The sequence below is a fragment of the Asanoa sp. NPDC049573 genome, assembly GCF_040676615.1.
GTDB lineage: Bacteria > Actinomycetota > Actinomycetes > Mycobacteriales > Micromonosporaceae > Asanoa.
In genome coordinates, this window is sequence record NZ_JBFAPI010000012.1 from 39,494 (window position 1) to 57,107 (window position 17,614).

The window sequence follows — 17,614 nt, forward strand, 5'->3', positions numbered from 1 at the left end:
GTGAGCGGAGGCGGGCTCACAGATGTCGGTAGACGTCTTCCAACTTCAGGCCGCTGGCCAGCATCAGCACCTGGGCCTGGTAGAGCAGCTGCGAGATCTCCTCGGCGGCCCGCTCCGGGCCCTCGTGCTCGGCGGCCATCCACGCCTCGGCCGCCTCCTCGACGACCTTCTTGCCGATCGCGTGCACCCCGCGCTCGAGCGCGGCGACGGTGCCGGAGCCCGGCGTGCCGGCCTCGGCCTTCGCCTGCAACTCGGCGAAGAGTTCCTCGAACGTCTTCACGCAGCCATCCAACCAGGCAGCGACGCGGCCGCCGAACCCGCCCGGGCCTATCCCACCTGGAAGGAATGGTCGTCGGTGCCGCCGCCGGCCGTCACGGTGACGGTGTAGCGGCCGGGCCGCACCGCGACGCCGAGGTTGGCCTCCCCCTGCGCGGGGCTGCCGCCGGTCAGCGCGACGTCCTGCTCCAGCACGACGCGGCCGGTGCCGTCGGTGATCCGCACGTGCGCCGTCGACGCGAAGCCGGCGATGTGCAGGTCGAGATCCGGGCCCACCGTCTCACCCTCCTGGGGGTTGATCAGCCAGACCGGCGCGAGCGTGTCGACGGCGGAGGCACGCCGGAGCGCCGCACCGCCACCGATACGGACGCCCTTCAGCCCGCCGATCGCGGTCACCGTCCAGACCAGTTGCTGCGCCGCGATCGGCGTCAGGCTGGCCGCGCCGGCGAGTCGGACGGTGGCGACGTCGCCCCTGACGGTGACGTCCCGCACCGCGATGCCGGCCGGCCAGGCGGTGGCGTAGTCGGGGTCGGCCGGCGCGCCGCCGAACATCACGCCCAGCGCCGCCCGCGCCTGGTCCTCCACCGAGTCGGACGCCGGCGTCACCCGGTGGAACTCGCGCACCAGCCGGTCGTCGCGGTCGGGGCCGACGTAGTAGACGGCGAGCAGCCGCTCCACCGCGGTCGGCCGGGTCGCCGCGGGCCGCTCGGGCGGCGCCGGCCGCGGTGCGTCGAGCACGAAGAACGCGACCGTCGCGGCCGTCGCGGTGGCCAGGCCGGCGCCGATCCAGGCATTGACAGTGAATCGGGTACGCCGCCGCCGCGTCGCCGCCCGGATCGTGGCCAGGGCGTCCGGCCGCACCTCGACCGTGGCCGCCTCGGTATCCAGCGCGCGCCGGATGATCTCGTCGACGTTCGTCACAGCCGCTCCAGGGTCAGGCGCAGGGCGGCGACGCCGCGGGACAGGTGGCTCTTGACCGCACCGCGGCTGACGCCCATCGCCTCGGCCATCTGCGCCTCGGACAGGTCGGCGTAGTAGCGCAGCACGATCGCCTCCCGCTGGCGCGACGGCAGCCGGCGGAGCGCGGCCACCACCGCCGCCTGGGTGAGCAGGTCGAGGGCGCCGGCCTCGGCGCTCTGCACGTCCGGGGGCGGGCGGCTCGCGGCCAGGTGGGCGTCGACCACCCGACGGTGCCGCAGCGCCGACCGGCAGCCGTTGACGACGGTGACGCGCAGGTAGGCCAGCGCCTTGTCAGGATCGCGGAGGCGGTGCCAACGGGTGTGCAGCCGGACATACGCGTCCTGCACGATCTCCTCCGCCAGGCCGCGCTCGTGCAGCAGCAGGCTAGCGAGCCGCACCATCGGCCGGTAGTGCGCGCCGAAGAGATGGGTGACCGCCTCGTCGGCGTTCCATTCGGTGTTCGGTCGCTCGCCCATGCGGCTCCGGGGACGCGGCGCGGTCAGCTCGGCTCGCACGCGAGGATGACGCGCGGGCCTCGGATCCGGTTTACCGCCCGCCGGGAACGTACGCCATGGGTCGAATGTCCAAATTCCCGACCAGTGTGATAGGGAACTCGATGGACGTTCACCTTCGCGTCTCTAAGCTGTCCCACATGTCCAGGCGAGCTACCCCCCTCGCGGTCGCTGTCGCGGCCGCCCTCATCACCACCCTCGCGGCGTGCGCGCCCGAGGAGACGCCGGAGGCCGCGCCGTCGGGGTCGGCCGCCGCCGCGTCGTGCACAAAGGACTCCCTCCAGACCAAGACCGCCGGCAAGCTGACGGTCGCCACCGACGACCCGGGCTACGAGCCGTGGGTGGTCGACAACAAGCCCGAGTCGGGCGAGGGCTTCGAGTCCGCGGTCGCCTACGCCGTCGCCGAGCAACTCGGTTACGCCAAGGCCGACGTGACCTGGACCCGGGTCACCTTCAACAACGCGATCGCGCCGGGCCCGAAGGCCTTCGACTTCGACATCAACCAGTTCTCGGTCACCCCCGAGCGGCAGCAGGCGGTCGACTTCTCGTCGCCCTACTACCTCGTGCGGCAGACCGTGATCTCGCTCAAGTCGTCGAAGATCGCCAACGCGAGGTCGATCGCCGAGCTGAAGTCGGCGAAGCTGGGCGCCCAGGTCGGCACCACCAGCTTCCAGGCGGTCAACGAACTGATCAAGCCGAGCAGCCAGCCACAGGTCTACAACACCAACGAAGACGCCAAGAAGGCGCTGGAGAACGGCCAGATCGACGGCCTGGTCGTCGACCTGCCGACGGCGTTCTACATGACCGGCGCCGAGCTGACCGACGGCAAGATCGTCGGGCAGCTTCCGCAGGTGGGCACGCCCGAGACGTTCGGCCTGCTGCTCGACAAGGGCTCACCGCTGACCAGGTGCGTGAGCGGCGCCGTCGACAAGCTCCGCGACGGCGGCCAGCTCGCCGGGCTGGAGAAGAAGTGGCTCGCCGACACGGCGGGCGCGCCCGAACTCTCGTGACCCAGCCCCTCTCGGCTGTCCAGCAGGACCGGATCGCCTGGCGGCGACGCCAGACGATCCGGTCGATCCTGGTCGCCGCCGTCTCCACCGCGGTGGTCGGCGTGCTGCTGGTGGTCGCGGTCACCGGCGCGCCCGGCTGGGACCGGGTCCGGCAGAGCTTCCTCGACCCGTCGATCGCCGCCGACGCGCTGCCCGACATCCTGCGCGGGCTCTGGCTCAACCTCCGGCTGCTGTTCTTCTGCGCGCTCGGCTCGCTCGGCCTGGGCCTGGTGATCGCGCTGCTGCGTACCCTGCGCGGTCCGGTCTTCTTCCCGGTCCGCGCGCTCGCGGTCAGCTACACCTACACGTTCCGCGGCCTGCCGCTGATCATCGTGATCTACGTGCTCACCCTGGGCGTCCCCGGCCTGCGCCTGCAGGGCATGCCCTCGGTGCTGGTGCTCGGCGGCGCGGCGCTGGTGCTGACCTACTCGGGCTACATCGCCGAGGTGTTCCGCGCCGGCATCGAGTCGGTGCACCCGAGCCAGGTCGCGGCCGCGCGGTCGCTGGGCCTGAGCTACCGGCAGGCGATGCGCCACGTGGTGCTGCCCCAGGCGGTCCGCCGGGTGGCGCCGCCGCTGCTGAACGACACCGTCGCGCTGCAGAAGGACGTGGGCCTGGTCTCGCTGGCGGGCCCGATCGACGCGGTCCGCGCGGCGCAGATCTCCACCGCCGAACACTTCAACTACACGCCCTACATCGTCGCGGGGGTGCTCTTCGTGCTGCTCGCCATCCCGCTGATCGCGGTCACCGACTGGGTGACGCTGCGGGCCGCCCGCCGGCAGGCCGGCCGATGACCGCCGTGCTGTCGTGCCAGGGCGTCCGCAAGGTCTTCGGGTCGTCCGTGGTGCTCGACGGGCTGGATCTCGAGGTGGCCGAGCACGAGGTGGTGGCGCTGATCGGCGCGTCCGGCTCGGGCAAGTCGACGCTGCTGCGCTGCGTCAACCTGCTGGAAGACCTCGACGACGGCACGATCCACCTGGACGGCTCGCACATCACCGATCCGAGGATCAACCCCGATCTCGTACGCCGGAAGATCGGCATCGTCTTCCAGGCGTACAACCTGTTCCCGCACCTGTCGGTCCTGGACAACATCACCCTCGCGCCGGTCCGCGTGCACAAGCGCCCGAAGGCCGAGGCCCGCGACCAGGCGCTGGCGTTGCTGACCCGGATCGGCCTGGCCGACAAGGCCGACGCCTATCCCGACCGCCTGTCCGGTGGCCAGCAGCAGCGGGTCGCGATCGTGCGCGCGCTGGTCAACTCACCCAGGTTGTTGCTGCTCGACGAGGTCACGTCGGCGCTGGACCCGGAACTGGTCGGCGAGGTGCTCGACCTGATCCGCGACCTCAAGGCCGACGGCATGACCATGGTCCTGGCCACCCACGAGATGACGTTCGCGCGGCAGGTGGCCGACCGCGTCTGCTTCCTCGACGCCGGCCGCATCCTGGAGCAGGGCCCGCCGGAGCAGGTCCTCGACAACCCGGCCGAGCCACGCACCCAACAGTTCCTCCGCCGCCTGGCACCGACCGCGTAGCTTCACCGGCGCTGCGTGTCCAGGACCCGGGCATGGCATACCCATCCCAGGCCAAAGCCGGCGAGAATGTTCGCATAATCAACAGATAGTCACGCTGTGACTACCTAGCGTGCGGAGTGGCGTCGACGGTCCTTGTGGATTCTTCGATATAACCGATTTGTCTCCAATGAGGAGAGATCTCGGATTTCATCGAGGAGAGTCGTGGAACCAGTTACCAAGCGGCGGGTGCGGCGCGCGCTCGGCGTGACCGGCGTGGCCGCCGCGGTCGTGTTGGCCCTCGACGGGTTCGCCGAGGCCCAGCCGCAAGCGGCCGGCACCATCTACGCGTGCGTCAACAACCGGACCGGCGACGTGCGCATCCCCAACCCGTTCAACGGCGGCGGCCAGCGCTGCGACAAGGGCGAGCGCTGGGTGGTGTGGAACGTGCGGGGCCTGCGCGGACCGCAGGGACCCCGCGGCGCTCCCGGACCGCGCGGCCCGGCGGGGCCGCCCGGCCTCACCGGCGGCCAGCCCTTCTCGAACAGCGGCACCATCCCGGCGGGCGCCTCGGACACGCCGGTCACCGTCAACTGCCCGACGGGAATGGTCGCCACCGGCGGCGGGTTCACGGAGAACAGCAACTTCGTGCGGGTGCTCGCCAGTCGGCCCGATCCGCAGTTCGGCGCCGGCCCTGTGACCGGCTGGGTAGCGAATTTCAGCAACTCGGCCGCCGTGCCGGGAACGGGCACCGTCCACGTCGTCTGCTACACCGCGCCGAGCTGACCCTGGACACAAAACAGGGGACGCCACCACCGGTGGCGTCCCCTTGTCCTTCTCAACTATATCCGCGGGTCAAGCGAACCGAATCGGCCCGGGTGCTGATTTTCTGGCTCAGAACCGCCCATATGCTCGCCGGAGCCAATCCACGCACGGAACCCGGGGAGCATCGTGCCCGCAGGCAGGACGCAGGAAATCGCCGCCGAACAGAAGATTGTCGATCGGGTCTACGAACGGCTCGAGGAGTTGCGGGCGCAGGCCAGGGCGCTGGAGGGTGAGGGGCACGGCCGCGCGAGCGGCAGCAGCGTCGTCGGCCTGGTCGAGCGCGACGCGATCGTGCACCGGGCGGCCGTCCGGCTGCACGAGCTCGACACCGAGGAAGACGGTCTGGTGTTCGGCCGGCTCGACTTCGACGACGGGGAGACCTACCACATCGGACGGTTGGGCGTCCGCGACGGTCACGAGCCGCTCCTGGTCGACTGGCGGGCACCGGCCGCCGCGCCGTTCTACCGCGCGACCGCCGGCGAGCCGCTCGGCGTGGTGCGCCGCCGGGTCATCTTCTGCCGCGGGCAGGCGGTGGTCGACCTCGACGACGACGTGCTCACCCCGGACCGGGTCGGCGACCTGCGGGTGCTCGGCGAGGGCGCGCTGCTCGCCGCGCTGCGCCGTTCGCGCGGCCCGCACATGCGCGACATCGTCACCACCATCCAGCGCGAGCAGGACGAGGCCATCCGCGCACCCGCCCGCGGCGTCACCCTGATCACCGGCGGGCCGGGCACCGGCAAGACCCAGGTCGCGCTGCACCGGGCGGCCTACCTGCTCTACACCGACCGCGGCCGGTTCACCGGCGGCCGCATCCTGGTGGTCGGGCCGTCGACGGTGTTCACCAGCTACATCGGCCGGGTGCTGCCCTCGCTGGGCGAGGACAGCGTGCACCTGCGCGCGATCGGCGAACTCGTCGACGGCGTGACCGCCACCCGCCGCGACCGCGCGGAGATCGCCGCGATCAAGGGCAGCGAGCGCATGTTCGACGTGCTGGTCGAGCTGATGTGGCAGACGCCGCCAACCGCACCGGACCGGCTCCGCCTGGTGTACGCCGGCCAGGTGCTCACCCTCGACGCGCGCGACCTGGCCGTGGCCCGCCGGCGGGTGCGGGCCCGGTGCGACAGAGCCGGCACGCCGCCCAACGGCGCCCGCCCGGAGGCCGTCGCCGCGCTGGTCGACGCCCTCTGGACCAAGGTCGACGGGGCCCACCTCGACCGGGAGATGTTCGCCGACGAGGTCGCCGGGCGCGGCGAGTTCGAGCGGTTCCTGCGGGCCTGGTGGCCGCCGCTGACACCGCCGCTGGTGCTCTCCTGGCTGGCCGACCCGGCCCGGGTGGTCGGGGTCGACGACGCCGAGGCACTGGCCGGCTCCTACACCGGCGACTGGTCCGTCGACGACGTACCCCTGCTCGACGAACTGTCCGAACTGCTCGGTGCGCCGCCGAAGGCGCCGAAGGCACCCGCGCCGCAATGGCGACTGCGGGAGCTGACCAGCGACCTGCGGCTGGCCGAGACTTTCGTGCTGAGCTGCGGGCTGCGCGACGGATGGGAGCTGTACGCGCCCGGGCTCGCGACCCCGATCGCGGTCGCCGGGCCGGCGATCGACAACGACGCCTACGGGGTCGCACAGCGCTGGGCCGAAGCGATCATCCTGCGCGAGGGGCACCGGGTGGTCGGCTGGCGGGACGGCTTCGACCCGCACGGCGAAGATGGCTACGTGCCGGTGCTGGCCGACCCGTTGCCGGTCGACGAGCCCGACGACGCTCCTGTGGAGGACCACTATCTGCACGTGATCCTCGACGAGGCGCAGGACCTGTCGCCGATGGAGTGCCGGATGATCGCGCGGCGCGCGGCGTACGCGTCGATGACGGTCGTCGGTGACCTCGGCCAGGCCACCCACCCGCTGGCCGGCGACTCGTGGGCGGAACTGCTGGCCCGGCTGGGCAAGCGCGAGGTGCGGGCGTTGGACCTGCATACCGGCTACCGGGTGCCGCAACGGATCGCCGACTACGCGGCCAAGGCGCTCACGCCGGGCATCGAGCCGACCCGGTCCTACCAGCCCGGCGGCACGCTGTCGGTGCGCCGGGTCGACGACCTCGCCGCCGCGGCGCGGGACGCCGTCGCCGAAGCACCGGCCGGCGCGACGGTCGCGGTCATCGCGGCCGACGACCTGGCCGGCTCGCTCGACCTGCCGGGGGTCACCGTGCTGCCGGCCAGCCTGGTCAAGGGCCTCGAGTTCGACCACGTGGTCGTCGTGGAGCCGGCCGCCATCGTGGCGGCCGAACCCCGCGGCCTGAACCGGCTGTATGTTGCCCTGACCCGCGCGGTCGCCGGCCTGGTGGTGCTGCACCGGGCACCGCTGCCGGCCGAGCTGAGCTAGGGCTCGACCCGCTGCCGGGAGTCCAGGCCCTTGCCGTAGACGGGGTCGCGGCCCGGCACGTGCAGTTCGTGGCCGGTCGCGCGGGCCAGGTAGAGCCGCAGGTCGGCGGCGCTGTCGAGGTCGCCGGGCGTGAACGCCGTCACGCCCGGCGCCGGCCGCGCGAACGCCTCGGCGCAGCGCCGCGGCAACTCGTCGTCGGGAACCTGGGCGGCCACCGCGTCGACGTAGACCGCGCGCCCCTCCCCGATCGCGGCGGTCGAGTCGAAGATGACGAGGGCGACGTCGGGTCGCTCGGCGACGTTGACCGAGTGGTGCGCCAGCGGCGACGACACCCAGTAGAACTCGCGGTAGCCGACGTGGGTGAAGTAGACCGGCGACACCCGCGGCCGGTGGTCGGGCCCGGTGGTGCCGAGCGTCAGATATTTGTTGCTGTCGATGACTCGCCGGGCCCGGTCGTTGAGTTCCTCGGCCGCCACAGGCACCCCTCCCGCATCAGAAGAGCAGCCATCGTCGCACGTTCTAGGAATGCTTGTGGGTGCGCTCGTAGTGGCGGGCCACCCGGGCGCGGTTGCCGCAGATGTTGGGGGTGCACCACTGGCGGCGGGTGGTCTCCGCGAGGAAGAGCATCGAGCAGTCGGGGCTGGCGCAGCGCCGCAGCCGGGCCAGCCGGGCCGGGTCGGCGAGCAACTCGATGGCGCCGCGGGCGGTGGCCGCGAGGGCCGCGTTGCCGCCCTGCTCGGTGTGCCAGCGGACCTCTTCGCGATAGGCGTCGCCGGCCGGGGCCAGCCGCAGGCTGGTCGGCACCGCCGAGGCGGCCGCGTTGACGTCGTCGAGCGAGCCAGGGTCGGGAGTGCGGTGCTCGAGATGGGCGTCGAACAGGTCGCGGATCGCGGTGCGGAGCCGCCGGGTGGCCGGGAGGTCGGGAACGGGACCGGCGGGCAGCCGGCCGGCCTGCAGGCGCCACCAGGCCTGTGCCGTCGCGGGGTCGGCGATCAGGTCGGTCGGCGGGTCGGTCACGAGCATCTTGGTGTCGACCAGGTCGAGCGCCACCAGCGGCTCGCCGCCCATCGGGAAGCCGGCGTGCTGCACGTCGGCCAGGCTTATGCTCACCGGCCAACTTTATCCATTAGGTGAGACGATCGCGAGTTTTCTCGAGAACCGGTTGCGCCCCGTAACTAATGCAAATAGCGTCGAGTTATCCATTAGCGCCGGAGGGAGATACCCGATGGGACTCGGATGGCAGCAGGGCCCGCTCTCGGCCGAGCCGGCCGGCCGGTTCCTGACTCCCGATCCGCTGCCGCCGCGGCTGCTGTTCGCCGAGCCACTGCGCCGGCGGATGCGGGTGCGGTTCGGCGGCGACTGGATCGCCGACAGCGACGAGGTCGTGCTGCTGCACGAACCGGCCCGCTATCCGGTGGCCTACTTCCCGCTGGCCGCGGTCGCGGGCGGCGTGCTGGAGCCGACCGAGCGGGTGACACCGCACCACGACCTGGGCCCGACGGGCTGGTACACGGTGCACGGCGGCGACCAGTTCGCGCCCCGGGCCGCGTGGCGGTTCGTCGACCTCCCCGAGCACGCCGGCGAACTGCGCGATCGGGTGGCGTTCGCGTGGCGGGCGATGGACGCGTTCTTCGAGGAGGACGAGCGGATCGTCGGGCACGCCGCCGACCCCTACCACCGGATCGACATCCGGCGGACCTCGCGGCGGCTGATGGTGCGCGACGGCGACCGGGTGGTCGCCGACACGCGACGGCCGCTGGCGCTCTACGAGTCGGGCTTCGCGCCGCGCTGGTACGTGCCCCGCGCCGACGTCGACCCGGGCGCGCTCCACCCCGTCGAAGGGCAGACCTTCTGTCCCTACAAGGGGCTCGCCAGCTATTACGACATCGGCTCGCACCGCCGAGCGGCCTGGTCCTACCGCGAGGCCTGGCCGGAGGTGCGGCTCGTCGACGGGATGGTCTCGTTCGAGCCCGACCTGATCGAGGTGATGCTCGACGGCAAGCGGCTGGCCCTGGAACCGGGGCAGACCGTGATCCCGCACGGCGTCGACCGCGGCCTGGACCCGGCCGAGATCCTGAAGTCCACATAGGAGAGGAGCACGACCATGACCGCCACCCTGAAGGAACGGACCGTCCTGGTGATCGGGCGGCCCGGCGGGATCGCCCGCGCCATCACCGTCGCCGTCCGCGACGCCGGCGGGTCCGTGGTCGCGGCCGGGCGGGACGCCGCCGCGCTCGCCGACGCCTACGACGACCCGGGCATCGTGCCCGAATCGGTCGACGTGACCGACGAGGCCAGCGTCACGGCACTGGCCGAGCGGCTGGGCGGCGTCGACCACGTCGTCTCCACCGCCTCGGCCCGGGCCCGTGGCGCCGTCGGCGACCTCGACCCCGACGTGGTGACACTGTCGCTGCGCACCAAGGCGGTCGGCGCGATCCTGCTGGCCAAGCACTTCGCGAGCCGGATGCCGGCCGACGGCTCGTTCCTGTTCTTCTCCGGCGCGACCGCGGTCAAGCCGGCCGCCGGCATGCTCGCCGTCGCGGCCACCAACGGCGCCGTCGACGCCGTCATCCGCTCGCTGTCGGTGGAACTCGCGCCGATCCGGGTCAACGCGATCTCCCCCGGCACGGTCGACAGCGGCGCCTACGACGCGCTCGGCGCCGAGAGGAAGGCCGCGCTGTTCGCCACCCGGGGCGCGGCCAACCCGGCCCGCCGCGTGGGCACGCCGCAGGATGTGGCCGACGCCGCCGTCTTCGCCCTCACCAACACCTTCCTGACCGGGGTGTCGCTGGGCATCGACGGCGGAGAGCCGCTGGTGTGACATGTGTGACGAGAGGCGACTCCCGACCGGTCCGGCCGCGGTGACGCCGGCGGTCGGCCCGGTGCCGCCGGTATACCTCGGCCGGCCCGGGGAAGGCGGCTGGTGGCGCCGGCTGCTCCCGCGACGGAAGGATGACCATGGCGACCCTGCTCTCGCTCAACGTCGGGATGCCGAAGAACGTCCCGTGGCAGGGGCACACCGTCTACACCGGAGTGTGGAAGAGCCCGGTCGACGGGCGCCGGATGGTCCGCCGGCTCAACATCGACGGTGACGGCCAGGGCGACAAGAACGGCCACGGCGGTGAGATGCGGGCGGTGCTGGTCTACCAGACCGACTCGTACGCACACTGGGCGAAGCATTTCTCGAAGGACCTCGGCGGCTACGGCGCGTTCGGGGAGAACTTCACCGTCGACGGCCTGCCCGACGACGAGGTGCACATCGGTGACCGCTACCGGATCGGTGACGCCGAGTTCGAGGTCACCCAGCCGCGGGTCACCTGCTTCCGGGTCGGCCTGCGGCTCGGCGAGCCGCAACTGCCGGCGCTGCTGGTCGGCCACCACCGGCCCGGGTTCTACCTGCGGGTGATCACCGAGGGCGAGGTCGGCGCCGGCGACGAGATCGTCCGCACCCGGGTCGGCCCCCACGAGGTGTCGGTTGCCGAGATCGACGCCCTGCTCTACCTGCCGCACCCCGACCACGGCCGGATCCGCGACGCGCTCGACATCCCGGCCCTCAGCCCCGGCTGGGTGGCGTCGTTCCACGAGGTGCTGGCCGGCGGCGGCGGGCTGGCGCCGATCCCGGTCGGGCAGGAGCCGGCGTGGCGCGGCTTCCGGCCGCTGCGGGTCGACCGCCTGGTCCCGGAGTCGGCGACCGTCACGTCGATCTACCTGGTGCCGACCGACGACCGCCCGCTACCACCGCCGAAGGCCGGCCAGTACCTGACGTTGCGGGTCGCACCCGCGGGCAGCCCCGCCCCGGTGCGGTCCTATTCGCTGTCCGACTCTGACCCGCGGGCCTACCGGATCAGCGTGAAGAGCGAGTCGCACGGCCTGGTCAGCCCCTACCTTCAGGCTTCCCTGGGCGTCGGCGCGACGCTCGACGTGGCCTCGGCCCGCGGCGAGTTCGTGCTCGCCGACGGCACCGACCCGATCCTGTTGATCTCGGGTGGGATCGGGGTGACGCCGGTGCTGGCGATGCTCCACCGGCTGGCCGCCGACCACGATCCGCGCGAGATCTGGTGGATCCACACCACCCACGACCGGAGCCAGCACGCCTTCGTCGAGGAGGTGCACAATCTGCTGGCCAGCCTGCCGCACGCCCACGAGCACGTCTTCTACTCCGTGGAGAACCGGCTGACACCGGCCGCGCTCGCGGCGCTGAAACCGCCGCTGAACGCGGACGCCTACGTGTGCGGCCCGGAGTCCTTCATGGACGAGATCCGGGCCGGGCTGATCGACCAGGGCATGAAACCCGATCGGGTACGCACCGAACTGTTCGCCTCCCGCTCGGCGATCAACCCCGGCGTGACCGACGCGCAGCGGCGCAAGCCGCACCCGCCGGAGGGCCCGCCCGGCACCGGCCCGGCGGTCACCTTCGCCCGCAGCGGCCTGACCGTCCCGTGGAACGACGAGCGGGGCTCGCTGCTGGAACTGGCCGAGTCGTGCGACGTGCCGACCCGCTGGTCGTGCCGGACCGGCGTCTGCCACACCTGCGAGACCGCGCTGCTCTCCGGCGACATCGACTACGACCCGGACCCGCTGGAACCACCGGGCCCGGGTGACGCGTTGATCTGCTGCTCGCGCCCGAAGGACGCGGTGGTGCTCGACCTCTAGATCGCGCGGATGGCCAGGGCGGCGTCGAGTGCGGCCAGGGTCGCGGCGTAGCCCTTGTCTTCCGCGGAGCCGGGCAGGCCGGCGCGGTCCTGGGCCTGCTCCAGCGTGTTGACGGTGAGCACGCCGTGCGCGACCGGCTTGCCCGAGTCGAGCGCGACCCGGGTCAGGCCCTCCGTCACCGACTGACACACGTAGTCGAAGTGGGCCGTCGAGCCCCGGATGACCACGCCCAGCGCGACGACGACGTCGTATTTGCGCGCCAGCGCCTGCGCGACCACCGGGATCTCCACCGAGCCGGCCACCCGGGCCACCGCCACGTCGGCCACCGCCGACGCCTTGGCCGCCGCCACCGCGCGGTCGACCATGTGGTCGGTCAGCTCGGCGTGCCAGCGGGCCGCCACGATGCCGACCGTCAGCCCCGAGGCGTCGACGGTGGCCACCGCGGGTTCGCCGAAACCAGCCATCAGAATCCCTCCGCGAGTTCGACGTCATCGAGAGCGTCGAGCAGGTGTCCCATTCGGTCGCGCTTGGTCCGCAGGTAGCGGACGTTCTCCGGGTGTGGGCGGATCGGCAGGCCCTCGCGGCCGGTGATGGTCAGCCCGTAGCCCTCGAGGCCGGCCCGCTTGGCCGGGTTGTTGGTCAGCAGCCGCATCGAGCGCACGCCCAGGTCGTAGAGGATCTGCGCGCCGGTGCCGTAGTCACGGGCGTCGGCCGGCAGCCCCAGGTCGAGGTTGGCGTCGACGGTGTCGCGGCCCAGGTCCTGGAGCTGGTAGGCCTGCAGCTTGTGCAGCAGGCCGATGCCCCGGCCCTCGTGGCCGCGCATGTAGAGCACCACGCCCCGGCCCTCGCTGGCCACCCGGGCCAGCGCGGCGTGCAGCTGCGGGCCGCAGTCGCAGCGCAGCGAGCCCAGCACGTCGCCGGTGAGGCACTCGGAGTGCACCCGCACCAGCACGTCGTCGCCGGCACCGAGGTCGCCGTAGACCAGGGCCACGTGCTCGGCGCCGTCGTGCGCGGCCCGGTAGCCCACCGCGGTGAACACGCCGTGCTCGGTCGGGATGCGCGTCTCGACGACCCGCTCGACCTGCTTCTCGTGGTGCCGCCGGTAGGCGATCAGGTCGGCGATCGAGATCAGCGGCAGGTCGTGCTCGGCCGCGAACGTCGTCAGGTCGGGCAGCCGCATCATCGTGCCGTCGTCGTTGACCAGCTCGCAGAGCACCCCGGCCGGGCGCAGGCCGGCGAGCTCGGCCAGGTCGATCGCGGCCTCGGTGTGGCCGGGCCGGCGCAGCACGCCGCCCGCCTTGGCCCGCAACGGCACCACGTGCCCGGGGCGCGAGAGGTCGCTCGCGGTCGTGTCGGCCGAGGCCAGCAACCGGATCGTGTGTGCCCGGTCGGCGGCCGAGATGCCGGTGCTGACGCCCTCGCGGGCGTCAACCGTCACCGTGTAGGCGGTGCCGCGGCGGTCCTGGTTGGTGTGGTACATCGGCGGCAGCTCGAGCCGGTCGGCGTCGGCCTCCACGAGCGGCGCGCAGATGTAGCCCGACGTGTAGCGGACCATGAACGCGAGCAGCTCCGGCGTCGCCAGCTCGGCGGCGAAGATCAGGTCGCCCTCGTTCTCGCGGTCTTCGTCGTCGACGACCACGACCGGCCGGCCCGCGGCGATCGCCGCGACGGCCTCTTCGACAGTTGACAGCGTCATGACCTCTCCCCAAGAAGTCGCTCCACATACTTGGCGATGATGTCGACCTCGAGGTTGACCAGGTCGCCGACCTGCTTGTGACCGAGCGTGGTGAGCGCGAGCGTGGTCGGGATCAGCCCGACCGCGAACGTGTCGTCACCGGCCTCCATGACCGTCAGCGACACACCGTCGACGGTGATCGAACCCTTCTCCACCACGTACCGCCGGATCGCCGGCGGCAGCTCGAACCGCACGGTCGTCCACTGCTCGGCGGGCTCCCGCGCGATGATCCGGGCGACGCCGTCGACGTGCCCCTGCACCAGGTGGCCGCCGAGCCGGCTGTCGAGCCGGGCGGCCCGCTCCAGGTTGACCGGGTCGCCGGGCTCGAGCTCGCCGAGCGACGTGCGGCGCAGCGTCTCGCCCATCACGTCGGCGGTGAACCCGTCGGCGGAGATCTCGACCGCGGTCAGGCAGACGCCGTTGACCGAGATCGAGTCGCCGTGCTTGAGGTCGTCGACGACGGTCTTGCCGCGGATGGCGATCAGGCCGGAGTCGTCGCCGGTCGCCGTCCAGCCGACCATGTCGCCGAGCTCCTCGATGATGCCGGTGAACATGCGGGTCAGCCCTCCTTCTTGCGTGGCACAGCGGTGAACCGCAGGTCAGGGCCGACCCGCGTGACATCGGTGAGGTCGAGGTCGATGACCTCGGCGATGGTGGAGACGCCGGCGTCGGCGAGCGCCGACGGGCCGGCGCCGAGCAGCTTCGGCGCGACGTAGCCGACCACCTTGTCGACCAGGCCGGCGGCGAGGAACGCGCCGGCCAGCTTCGGGCCGCCCTCCAGCAGCACCGAGCGGACGCCGCGCACGTGCAGGGCGGCGAGCAGCGCCTGGAGGTCGACCTTCCCGTCCGGACCGGTGCCGACCTCGGCTGCGGTCGCCACCCAGGTGGGGGCCGCGTTGTCGCGGACCTTGGCATCGGCGGGGGTACGCCCGTTGCTGTCGACCACGACCCGCAGCGGCTGCCGGATCGCCAGCGAGCCGTCGCGCAGGTTGCGGGCCGTCAGGCGGGGGTCGTCGGCGAGCACGGTGCCGACGCCGACCATGACCGCGTCGCTGGCGCAGCGCAGCCCGTGCACGTCGATCCGGGCGGCCTCGGAAGTGATCCACATGCTGGTGCCGTCGGCCGCGGCGGACCGCCCGTCGAGGGTCGCGGCGTACTTCCAGATCAGGTAGGGCCAGCCCCGCCGCACGCTGGTCAGCCAGGCGATGTTGCCGGCCTCGGCCTCGTCTTCGCGGACGCCCATCCGCACCTCGACGCCGGCGGCCCGCAGCGTCTCGGCGCCGCCCCGGGCGACCGGGTCAGGGTCGGCGACGCCGACGACCACCTTGGCCACGCCCGCGTTGATCAGGGCGCGGGTGCAGGGGCCGGTGCGGCCGGTGTGGTTGCAGGGCTCCAGGGTGACGATCGCGGTGCCGCCGCGGGCCCGGTTGCCGGCCTGCGCGAGCGCGACGATCTCGGCGTGTGGCCCGCCGGCGTACGCGTGGAATCCCTCGCCGACCACCTCGCCGTCGGCGTCGAGCAGCACGCAACCCACGACCGGGTTGGGGCTGGTGGTGCCCAGCCCGCGTGCGCCCAGCGCAATCGCGCGTCGCATCGCCTCGTCGATGGAGACGCCGCCGCTCGCCATGCCCGTTCCTTCCCGTTCGCCGTGGTCACGCGGCGCGGGCGAAAGGAGGCATGCATGAGGGGGCTCGGAACGACGGCAACGGCCGACCGTCCCGACGACGGCGCCACCGACAATGGCGCGGCCGTCCGCCCTCGCGCTGTCTCCCATCCGGACTGTCTGGGTGCCGCGAGGGCGCCCAACCGTCGGCCCCGGATTCTCACCAGGTCCACCGGTCGAAAGGTTCTCGACCGGGTCGCGGGCTTACCGAGGGGCCAGGCCCCCGGATCACCGCCGGTTCGGAATTTCACCGAGTCCCGCCAGCGCGTGGTGGGTACTTAAGTCTTACACGCAATCCGCGGATCAGCGATCGTGAGGCGACCTACCTCACACCGCGCCCGAGAATCGGGCAAACCGGTCAACCGGCGGCGAGCCTGCGGTCGACGGCCACGTAGGAGCCGGGCTGGCTCTTGGCCACGCCCTTCATCTCGTTGGCCAGCGCGATGATCTCGCGAGGGTCGGTGAACCGCCGCTCGCCGCTGGACAGCGCCACCCCGATCGAAAGCGTCACCAGGGCGGCCCGCTGGATGTTGTTGCGCCGGTCGCGCACCTCGACGTAGCCACGGGCGGCGTCGCGCTCGTCGTACAACCCGTCGGTGGTCTTCTCGAAGTCGAGCACGGCCTTCTCGGACAGCGGGCGCACCTGGTGCGGCGCGCAGACGATCACGAAGTCGTCGCCACCGATGTGGCCGAGGAACGCGGGCGGCATGCCGGCGACGGTGACCGCCCGGTGCAGGCTGCGGGCCAGCGCGCTGATGAACTCGTCGCCGCGGCCGAAGCCGTAGACGTCGTTGACGCTCTTGAACCGGTCGATGTCGATGTAGGCGACCGCGTAGTCGGCGCCGCTGCGCACCCGGTCGGTGATCTCGCGGCCGATCCGGGTGTTGCCCGGCAACCCGGTCAACGGCGAGACCTCGCGGTATTCGCGGTTGCGGCGCAGCGTCGACTCGACCCGGGCGACCAGTTCGGAGGTGTCGAACGGCTTGACCATGTAGTCGTCGGCGCCCGCGGTCAGGCCGAAGACCTTGTCGACGGTCAGGCCCTTCGCGGTCAGCATGATGATCGGCAGCGCGGCCGTCATCGGGTCGGCGCGCAGCCGCCGGGTCAGCTCGACACCGTCGATCCGCGGCATCATCAGGTCGACCACGCACAGGTCGGGCTTGATCCGCTCGATCAGTTCCAGCGCCTCGACACCGTCGCGGGCGTGCATGACCTCGAAGCCGTGCAGCTTGAGGCTGATGCCGACGAACCGGGCGATGTCTTCGTCGTCGTCGACGATCAGGATGAGACCGAGCCGGTTGGCGGTCTCGAGCGCGACCTCGGTGCGTTCGCTCATCAGGGCCCGACCACGCCGCTGGCGGCGAGGGCACGCAACCGGCGGATGGCGGCGGCGGGGTCGTCGGCGCCGTAGACCGCGGTGCCCGCGACGAACGCGTCGGCGCCGGCCTGCGCCGCCTGCTCGATGGTGTCGTCGGCGATCCCGCCGTCGACCTCGATGCGCAACTCGAGGTGGCCGCTCTCCCGGGCGGTGCGGGCCTGCCGCACCTTTTCCAGCAACTCGGGCAGGAACCGCTGGCCGCCGAAGCCGGCCTTGATGGTCATCACCAGCAGCGTGTCGAAGCTGGGCAGCAGGTCGAGGTAGGGCTCGATCGGCGTGTCGCGGTCGATCGCCAGGCCGGCCTTGGCGCCGGCCGCGCGCAGGTCCTTGGCCAGCGCGACCGGGTTGTCGCAGGCCTCGACGTGGAAGGTGACGTTGTAGGCGCCGGCGTCGGCGTAGGCCGGTGCCCAGCGCCGCGGCTCGTCGATCATCAGGTGCACGTCGAACGGCAGCTGCGTGATCGGGCGCAGGCTCTGGACGACCGGCAACCCAATTGTCAGGTTGGGCACGAAATGGTTGTCCATGACGTCGATGTGCAACCAGTCCGCCTCGGGCTCGACGAGGCGTACCTCGTCAGCGAGATGGGCGAAGTCAGCCGCGAGGATGCTGGGCGCCACGATCGGCGACGGTCGGGTCACACGGGCCAGTGTACGAAGCCGGGCCCGTTCCCCGTAGGG

19 protein-coding genes and 1 riboswitch are annotated in these 17,614 nt (G+C 72.2%); of the genes, 8 read left to right on the plus strand and 11 right to left on the minus strand.

The features are described 5' to 3' along the window. Positions 1–16: 16 nt before the first annotated feature. Genes AB0J74_RS24840 through AB0J74_RS24850 form a run of 3 tightly spaced genes read right to left on the minus strand, consistent with a single transcriptional unit; the run spans position 17 to position 1,712 of the window. The gene (locus AB0J74_RS24840) at positions 17–280 is read right to left on the minus strand and encodes a phosphoribosyl-ATP diphosphatase (protein ID WP_116070035.1); all 264 of its coding nucleotides are present in this window, start codon (positions 278–280) and stop codon (positions 17–19) included. A gap of 47 nt (positions 281–327) precedes the next feature. After that, positions 328–1,197, minus strand: a complete 870-nt coding sequence (locus AB0J74_RS24845) for a GerMN domain-containing protein (protein WP_363451834.1) — start codon at positions 1,195–1,197, stop codon at positions 328–330. Further along, entirely contained in the window at positions 1,194–1,712 is a 519-nt protein-coding gene (locus AB0J74_RS24850; RefSeq protein WP_363451836.1) for a SigE family RNA polymerase sigma factor, read from the minus strand. The genes AB0J74_RS24845 and AB0J74_RS24850 overlap by 4 nt, the downstream gene beginning before the upstream one ends. Positions 1,713–1,888: 176 nt before the next feature. On the opposite strand from AB0J74_RS24850, the gene AB0J74_RS24855 reads away from it, so the two are divergent. The 5 genes from AB0J74_RS24855 to AB0J74_RS24875 all read left to right on the plus strand — a co-directional run bounded on the left by AB0J74_RS24855 (position 1,889) and on the right by AB0J74_RS24875 (position 7,508). Beyond that, positions 1,889–2,758, plus strand: coding sequence for an ABC transporter substrate-binding protein (locus tag AB0J74_RS24855; RefSeq protein ID WP_363451838.1), 870 nt, complete (start codon positions 1,889–1,891; stop codon positions 2,756–2,758). Then, entirely contained in the window at positions 2,755–3,591 is an 837-nt protein-coding gene (locus AB0J74_RS24860) for an amino acid ABC transporter permease (protein WP_363451840.1), read from the plus strand. The genes AB0J74_RS24855 and AB0J74_RS24860 overlap by 4 nt, the downstream gene beginning before the upstream one ends. Next, positions 3,588–4,328 carry an amino acid ABC transporter ATP-binding protein gene (locus tag AB0J74_RS24865; protein ID WP_363451842.1) on the plus strand — a complete coding sequence of 247 codons (741 nt, stop codon included), beginning with the start codon at positions 3,588–3,590 and terminating at the stop codon, positions 4,326–4,328. Before AB0J74_RS24860 ends, AB0J74_RS24865 begins: the two co-directional genes overlap by 4 nt. A 201-nt stretch (positions 4,329–4,529) precedes the next feature. Continuing rightward, positions 4,530–5,090 carry a hypothetical protein gene (locus tag AB0J74_RS24870; protein ID WP_363451844.1) on the plus strand — a complete coding sequence of 187 codons (561 nt, stop codon included), beginning with the start codon at positions 4,530–4,532 and terminating at the stop codon, positions 5,088–5,090. 165 nt (positions 5,091–5,255) lie between these two features. Beyond that, positions 5,256–7,508 carry a UvrD-helicase domain-containing protein gene (locus AB0J74_RS24875; protein ID WP_363451846.1) on the plus strand — a complete coding sequence of 751 codons (2,253 nt, stop codon included), beginning with the start codon at positions 5,256–5,258 and terminating at the stop codon, positions 7,506–7,508. Here the strand turns inward: AB0J74_RS24875 and AB0J74_RS24880 are convergent. After that, positions 7,505–7,984: a pyridoxamine 5'-phosphate oxidase family protein gene (locus AB0J74_RS24880; protein WP_363451848.1), complete on the minus strand. Its 480-nt coding sequence runs from the start codon at positions 7,982–7,984 to the stop codon at positions 7,505–7,507. The genes AB0J74_RS24875 and AB0J74_RS24880 overlap by 4 nt on opposite strands. A gap of 43 nt (positions 7,985–8,027) precedes the next feature. Beyond that, on the minus strand, positions 8,028–8,618 hold the full coding sequence (locus AB0J74_RS24885) for an ABATE domain-containing protein (protein ID WP_363451850.1): 591 nt from the start codon (positions 8,616–8,618) through the stop codon (positions 8,028–8,030). A gap of 115 nt (positions 8,619–8,733) precedes the next feature. Here AB0J74_RS24885 and AB0J74_RS24890 point away from each other — a divergent pair, with 115 nt between their 5' ends. From AB0J74_RS24890 to AB0J74_RS24900, 3 genes are all read left to right on the plus strand, one after another. Further along, positions 8,734–9,597: a DUF427 domain-containing protein gene (locus tag AB0J74_RS24890; protein WP_363451852.1), complete on the plus strand. Its 864-nt coding sequence runs from the start codon at positions 8,734–8,736 to the stop codon at positions 9,595–9,597. A gap of 15 nt (positions 9,598–9,612) precedes the next feature. Next, complete coding sequence (locus tag AB0J74_RS24895) at positions 9,613–10,329, plus strand: SDR family oxidoreductase (RefSeq protein ID WP_363451854.1); 717 nt, start codon at positions 9,613–9,615, stop codon at positions 10,327–10,329. 137 nt (positions 10,330–10,466) lie between these two features. Continuing rightward, positions 10,467–12,161 (plus strand): MOSC and FAD-binding oxidoreductase domain-containing protein, encoded by a 1,695-nt coding sequence (locus tag AB0J74_RS24900; RefSeq protein WP_363451856.1) that lies wholly within the window; start codon positions 10,467–10,469, stop codon positions 12,159–12,161. Here the strand turns inward: AB0J74_RS24900 and ribH are convergent. The 6 genes from ribH to rpe all read right to left on the minus strand — a co-directional run bounded on the left by ribH (position 12,158) and on the right by rpe (position 17,575). Then, complete coding sequence (gene ribH / locus AB0J74_RS24905) at positions 12,158–12,625, minus strand: 6,7-dimethyl-8-ribityllumazine synthase (protein WP_363451858.1); 468 nt, start codon at positions 12,623–12,625, stop codon at positions 12,158–12,160. The genes AB0J74_RS24900 and ribH overlap by 4 nt on opposite strands. Further along, positions 12,625–13,857 carry a bifunctional 3,4-dihydroxy-2-butanone-4-phosphate synthase/GTP cyclohydrolase II gene (locus AB0J74_RS24910; RefSeq protein ID WP_363451860.1) on the minus strand — a complete coding sequence of 411 codons (1,233 nt, stop codon included), beginning with the start codon at positions 13,855–13,857 and terminating at the stop codon, positions 12,625–12,627. The genes ribH and AB0J74_RS24910 overlap by 1 nt, the downstream gene beginning before the upstream one ends. Continuing rightward, positions 13,854–14,450 carry a riboflavin synthase gene (locus tag AB0J74_RS24915; protein ID WP_363451862.1) on the minus strand — a complete coding sequence of 199 codons (597 nt, stop codon included), beginning with the start codon at positions 14,448–14,450 and terminating at the stop codon, positions 13,854–13,856. Before AB0J74_RS24915 ends, AB0J74_RS24910 begins: the two co-directional genes overlap by 4 nt. A gap of 5 nt (positions 14,451–14,455) precedes the next feature. After that, on the minus strand, positions 14,456–15,523 hold the full coding sequence (ribD, locus tag AB0J74_RS24920) for a bifunctional diaminohydroxyphosphoribosylaminopyrimidine deaminase/5-amino-6-(5-phosphoribosylamino)uracil reductase RibD (RefSeq protein WP_363451864.1): 1,068 nt from the start codon (positions 15,521–15,523) through the stop codon (positions 14,456–14,458). 131 nt (positions 15,524–15,654) lie between these two features. Next, positions 15,655–15,828, minus strand: a riboswitch (FMN riboswitch). 89 nt (positions 15,829–15,917) lie between these two features. Then, on the minus strand, positions 15,918–16,895 hold the full coding sequence (locus AB0J74_RS24925) for a response regulator (protein ID WP_363451866.1): 978 nt from the start codon (positions 16,893–16,895) through the stop codon (positions 15,918–15,920). Next, positions 16,895–17,575: a ribulose-phosphate 3-epimerase gene (rpe, locus tag AB0J74_RS24930; RefSeq protein WP_363451868.1), complete on the minus strand. Its 681-nt coding sequence runs from the start codon at positions 17,573–17,575 to the stop codon at positions 16,895–16,897. Before rpe ends, AB0J74_RS24925 begins: the two co-directional genes overlap by 1 nt. Positions 17,576–17,614 lie beyond the last annotated feature (39 nt).

Excerpts from the sequence above, each read along its gene's own strand:
- AB0J74_RS24865 (WP_363451842.1), top strand. The coding sequence starts at position 3,588 with ATGACCGCCGTGCTGTCGTGCCAGGGCGTCCGCAAGGTCTTCGGGTCG.
- ribH (WP_363451858.1), bottom strand. The coding sequence starts at position 12,625 with ATGGCTGGTTTCGGCGAACCCGCGGTGGCCACCGTCGACGCCTCGGGG.
- ribD (WP_363451864.1), bottom strand. The coding sequence starts at position 15,523 with ATGGCGAGCGGCGGCGTCTCCATCGACGAGGCGATGCGACGCGCGATT.
- AB0J74_RS24900 (WP_363451856.1), top strand. The coding sequence starts at position 10,467 with ATGGCGACCCTGCTCTCGCTCAACGTCGGGATGCCGAAGAACGTCCCG.
- AB0J74_RS24855 (WP_363451838.1), top strand. The coding sequence starts at position 1,889 with ATGTCCAGGCGAGCTACCCCCCTCGCGGTCGCTGTCGCGGCCGCCCTC.
- AB0J74_RS24915 (WP_363451862.1), bottom strand. The coding sequence starts at position 14,450 with ATGTTCACCGGCATCATCGAGGAGCTCGGCGACATGGTCGGCTGGACG.
- AB0J74_RS24910 (WP_363451860.1), bottom strand. The coding sequence starts at position 13,857 with ATGACGCTGTCAACTGTCGAAGAGGCCGTCGCGGCGATCGCCGCGGGC.
- AB0J74_RS24890 (WP_363451852.1), top strand. The coding sequence starts at position 8,734 with ATGGGACTCGGATGGCAGCAGGGCCCGCTCTCGGCCGAGCCGGCCGGC.
- AB0J74_RS24850 (WP_363451836.1), bottom strand. The coding sequence starts at position 1,712 with ATGGGCGAGCGACCGAACACCGAATGGAACGCCGACGAGGCGGTCACC.
- AB0J74_RS24925 (WP_363451866.1), bottom strand. The coding sequence starts at position 16,895 with ATGAGCGAACGCACCGAGGTCGCGCTCGAGACCGCCAACCGGCTCGGT.
- AB0J74_RS24895 (WP_363451854.1), top strand. The coding sequence starts at position 9,613 with ATGACCGCCACCCTGAAGGAACGGACCGTCCTGGTGATCGGGCGGCCC.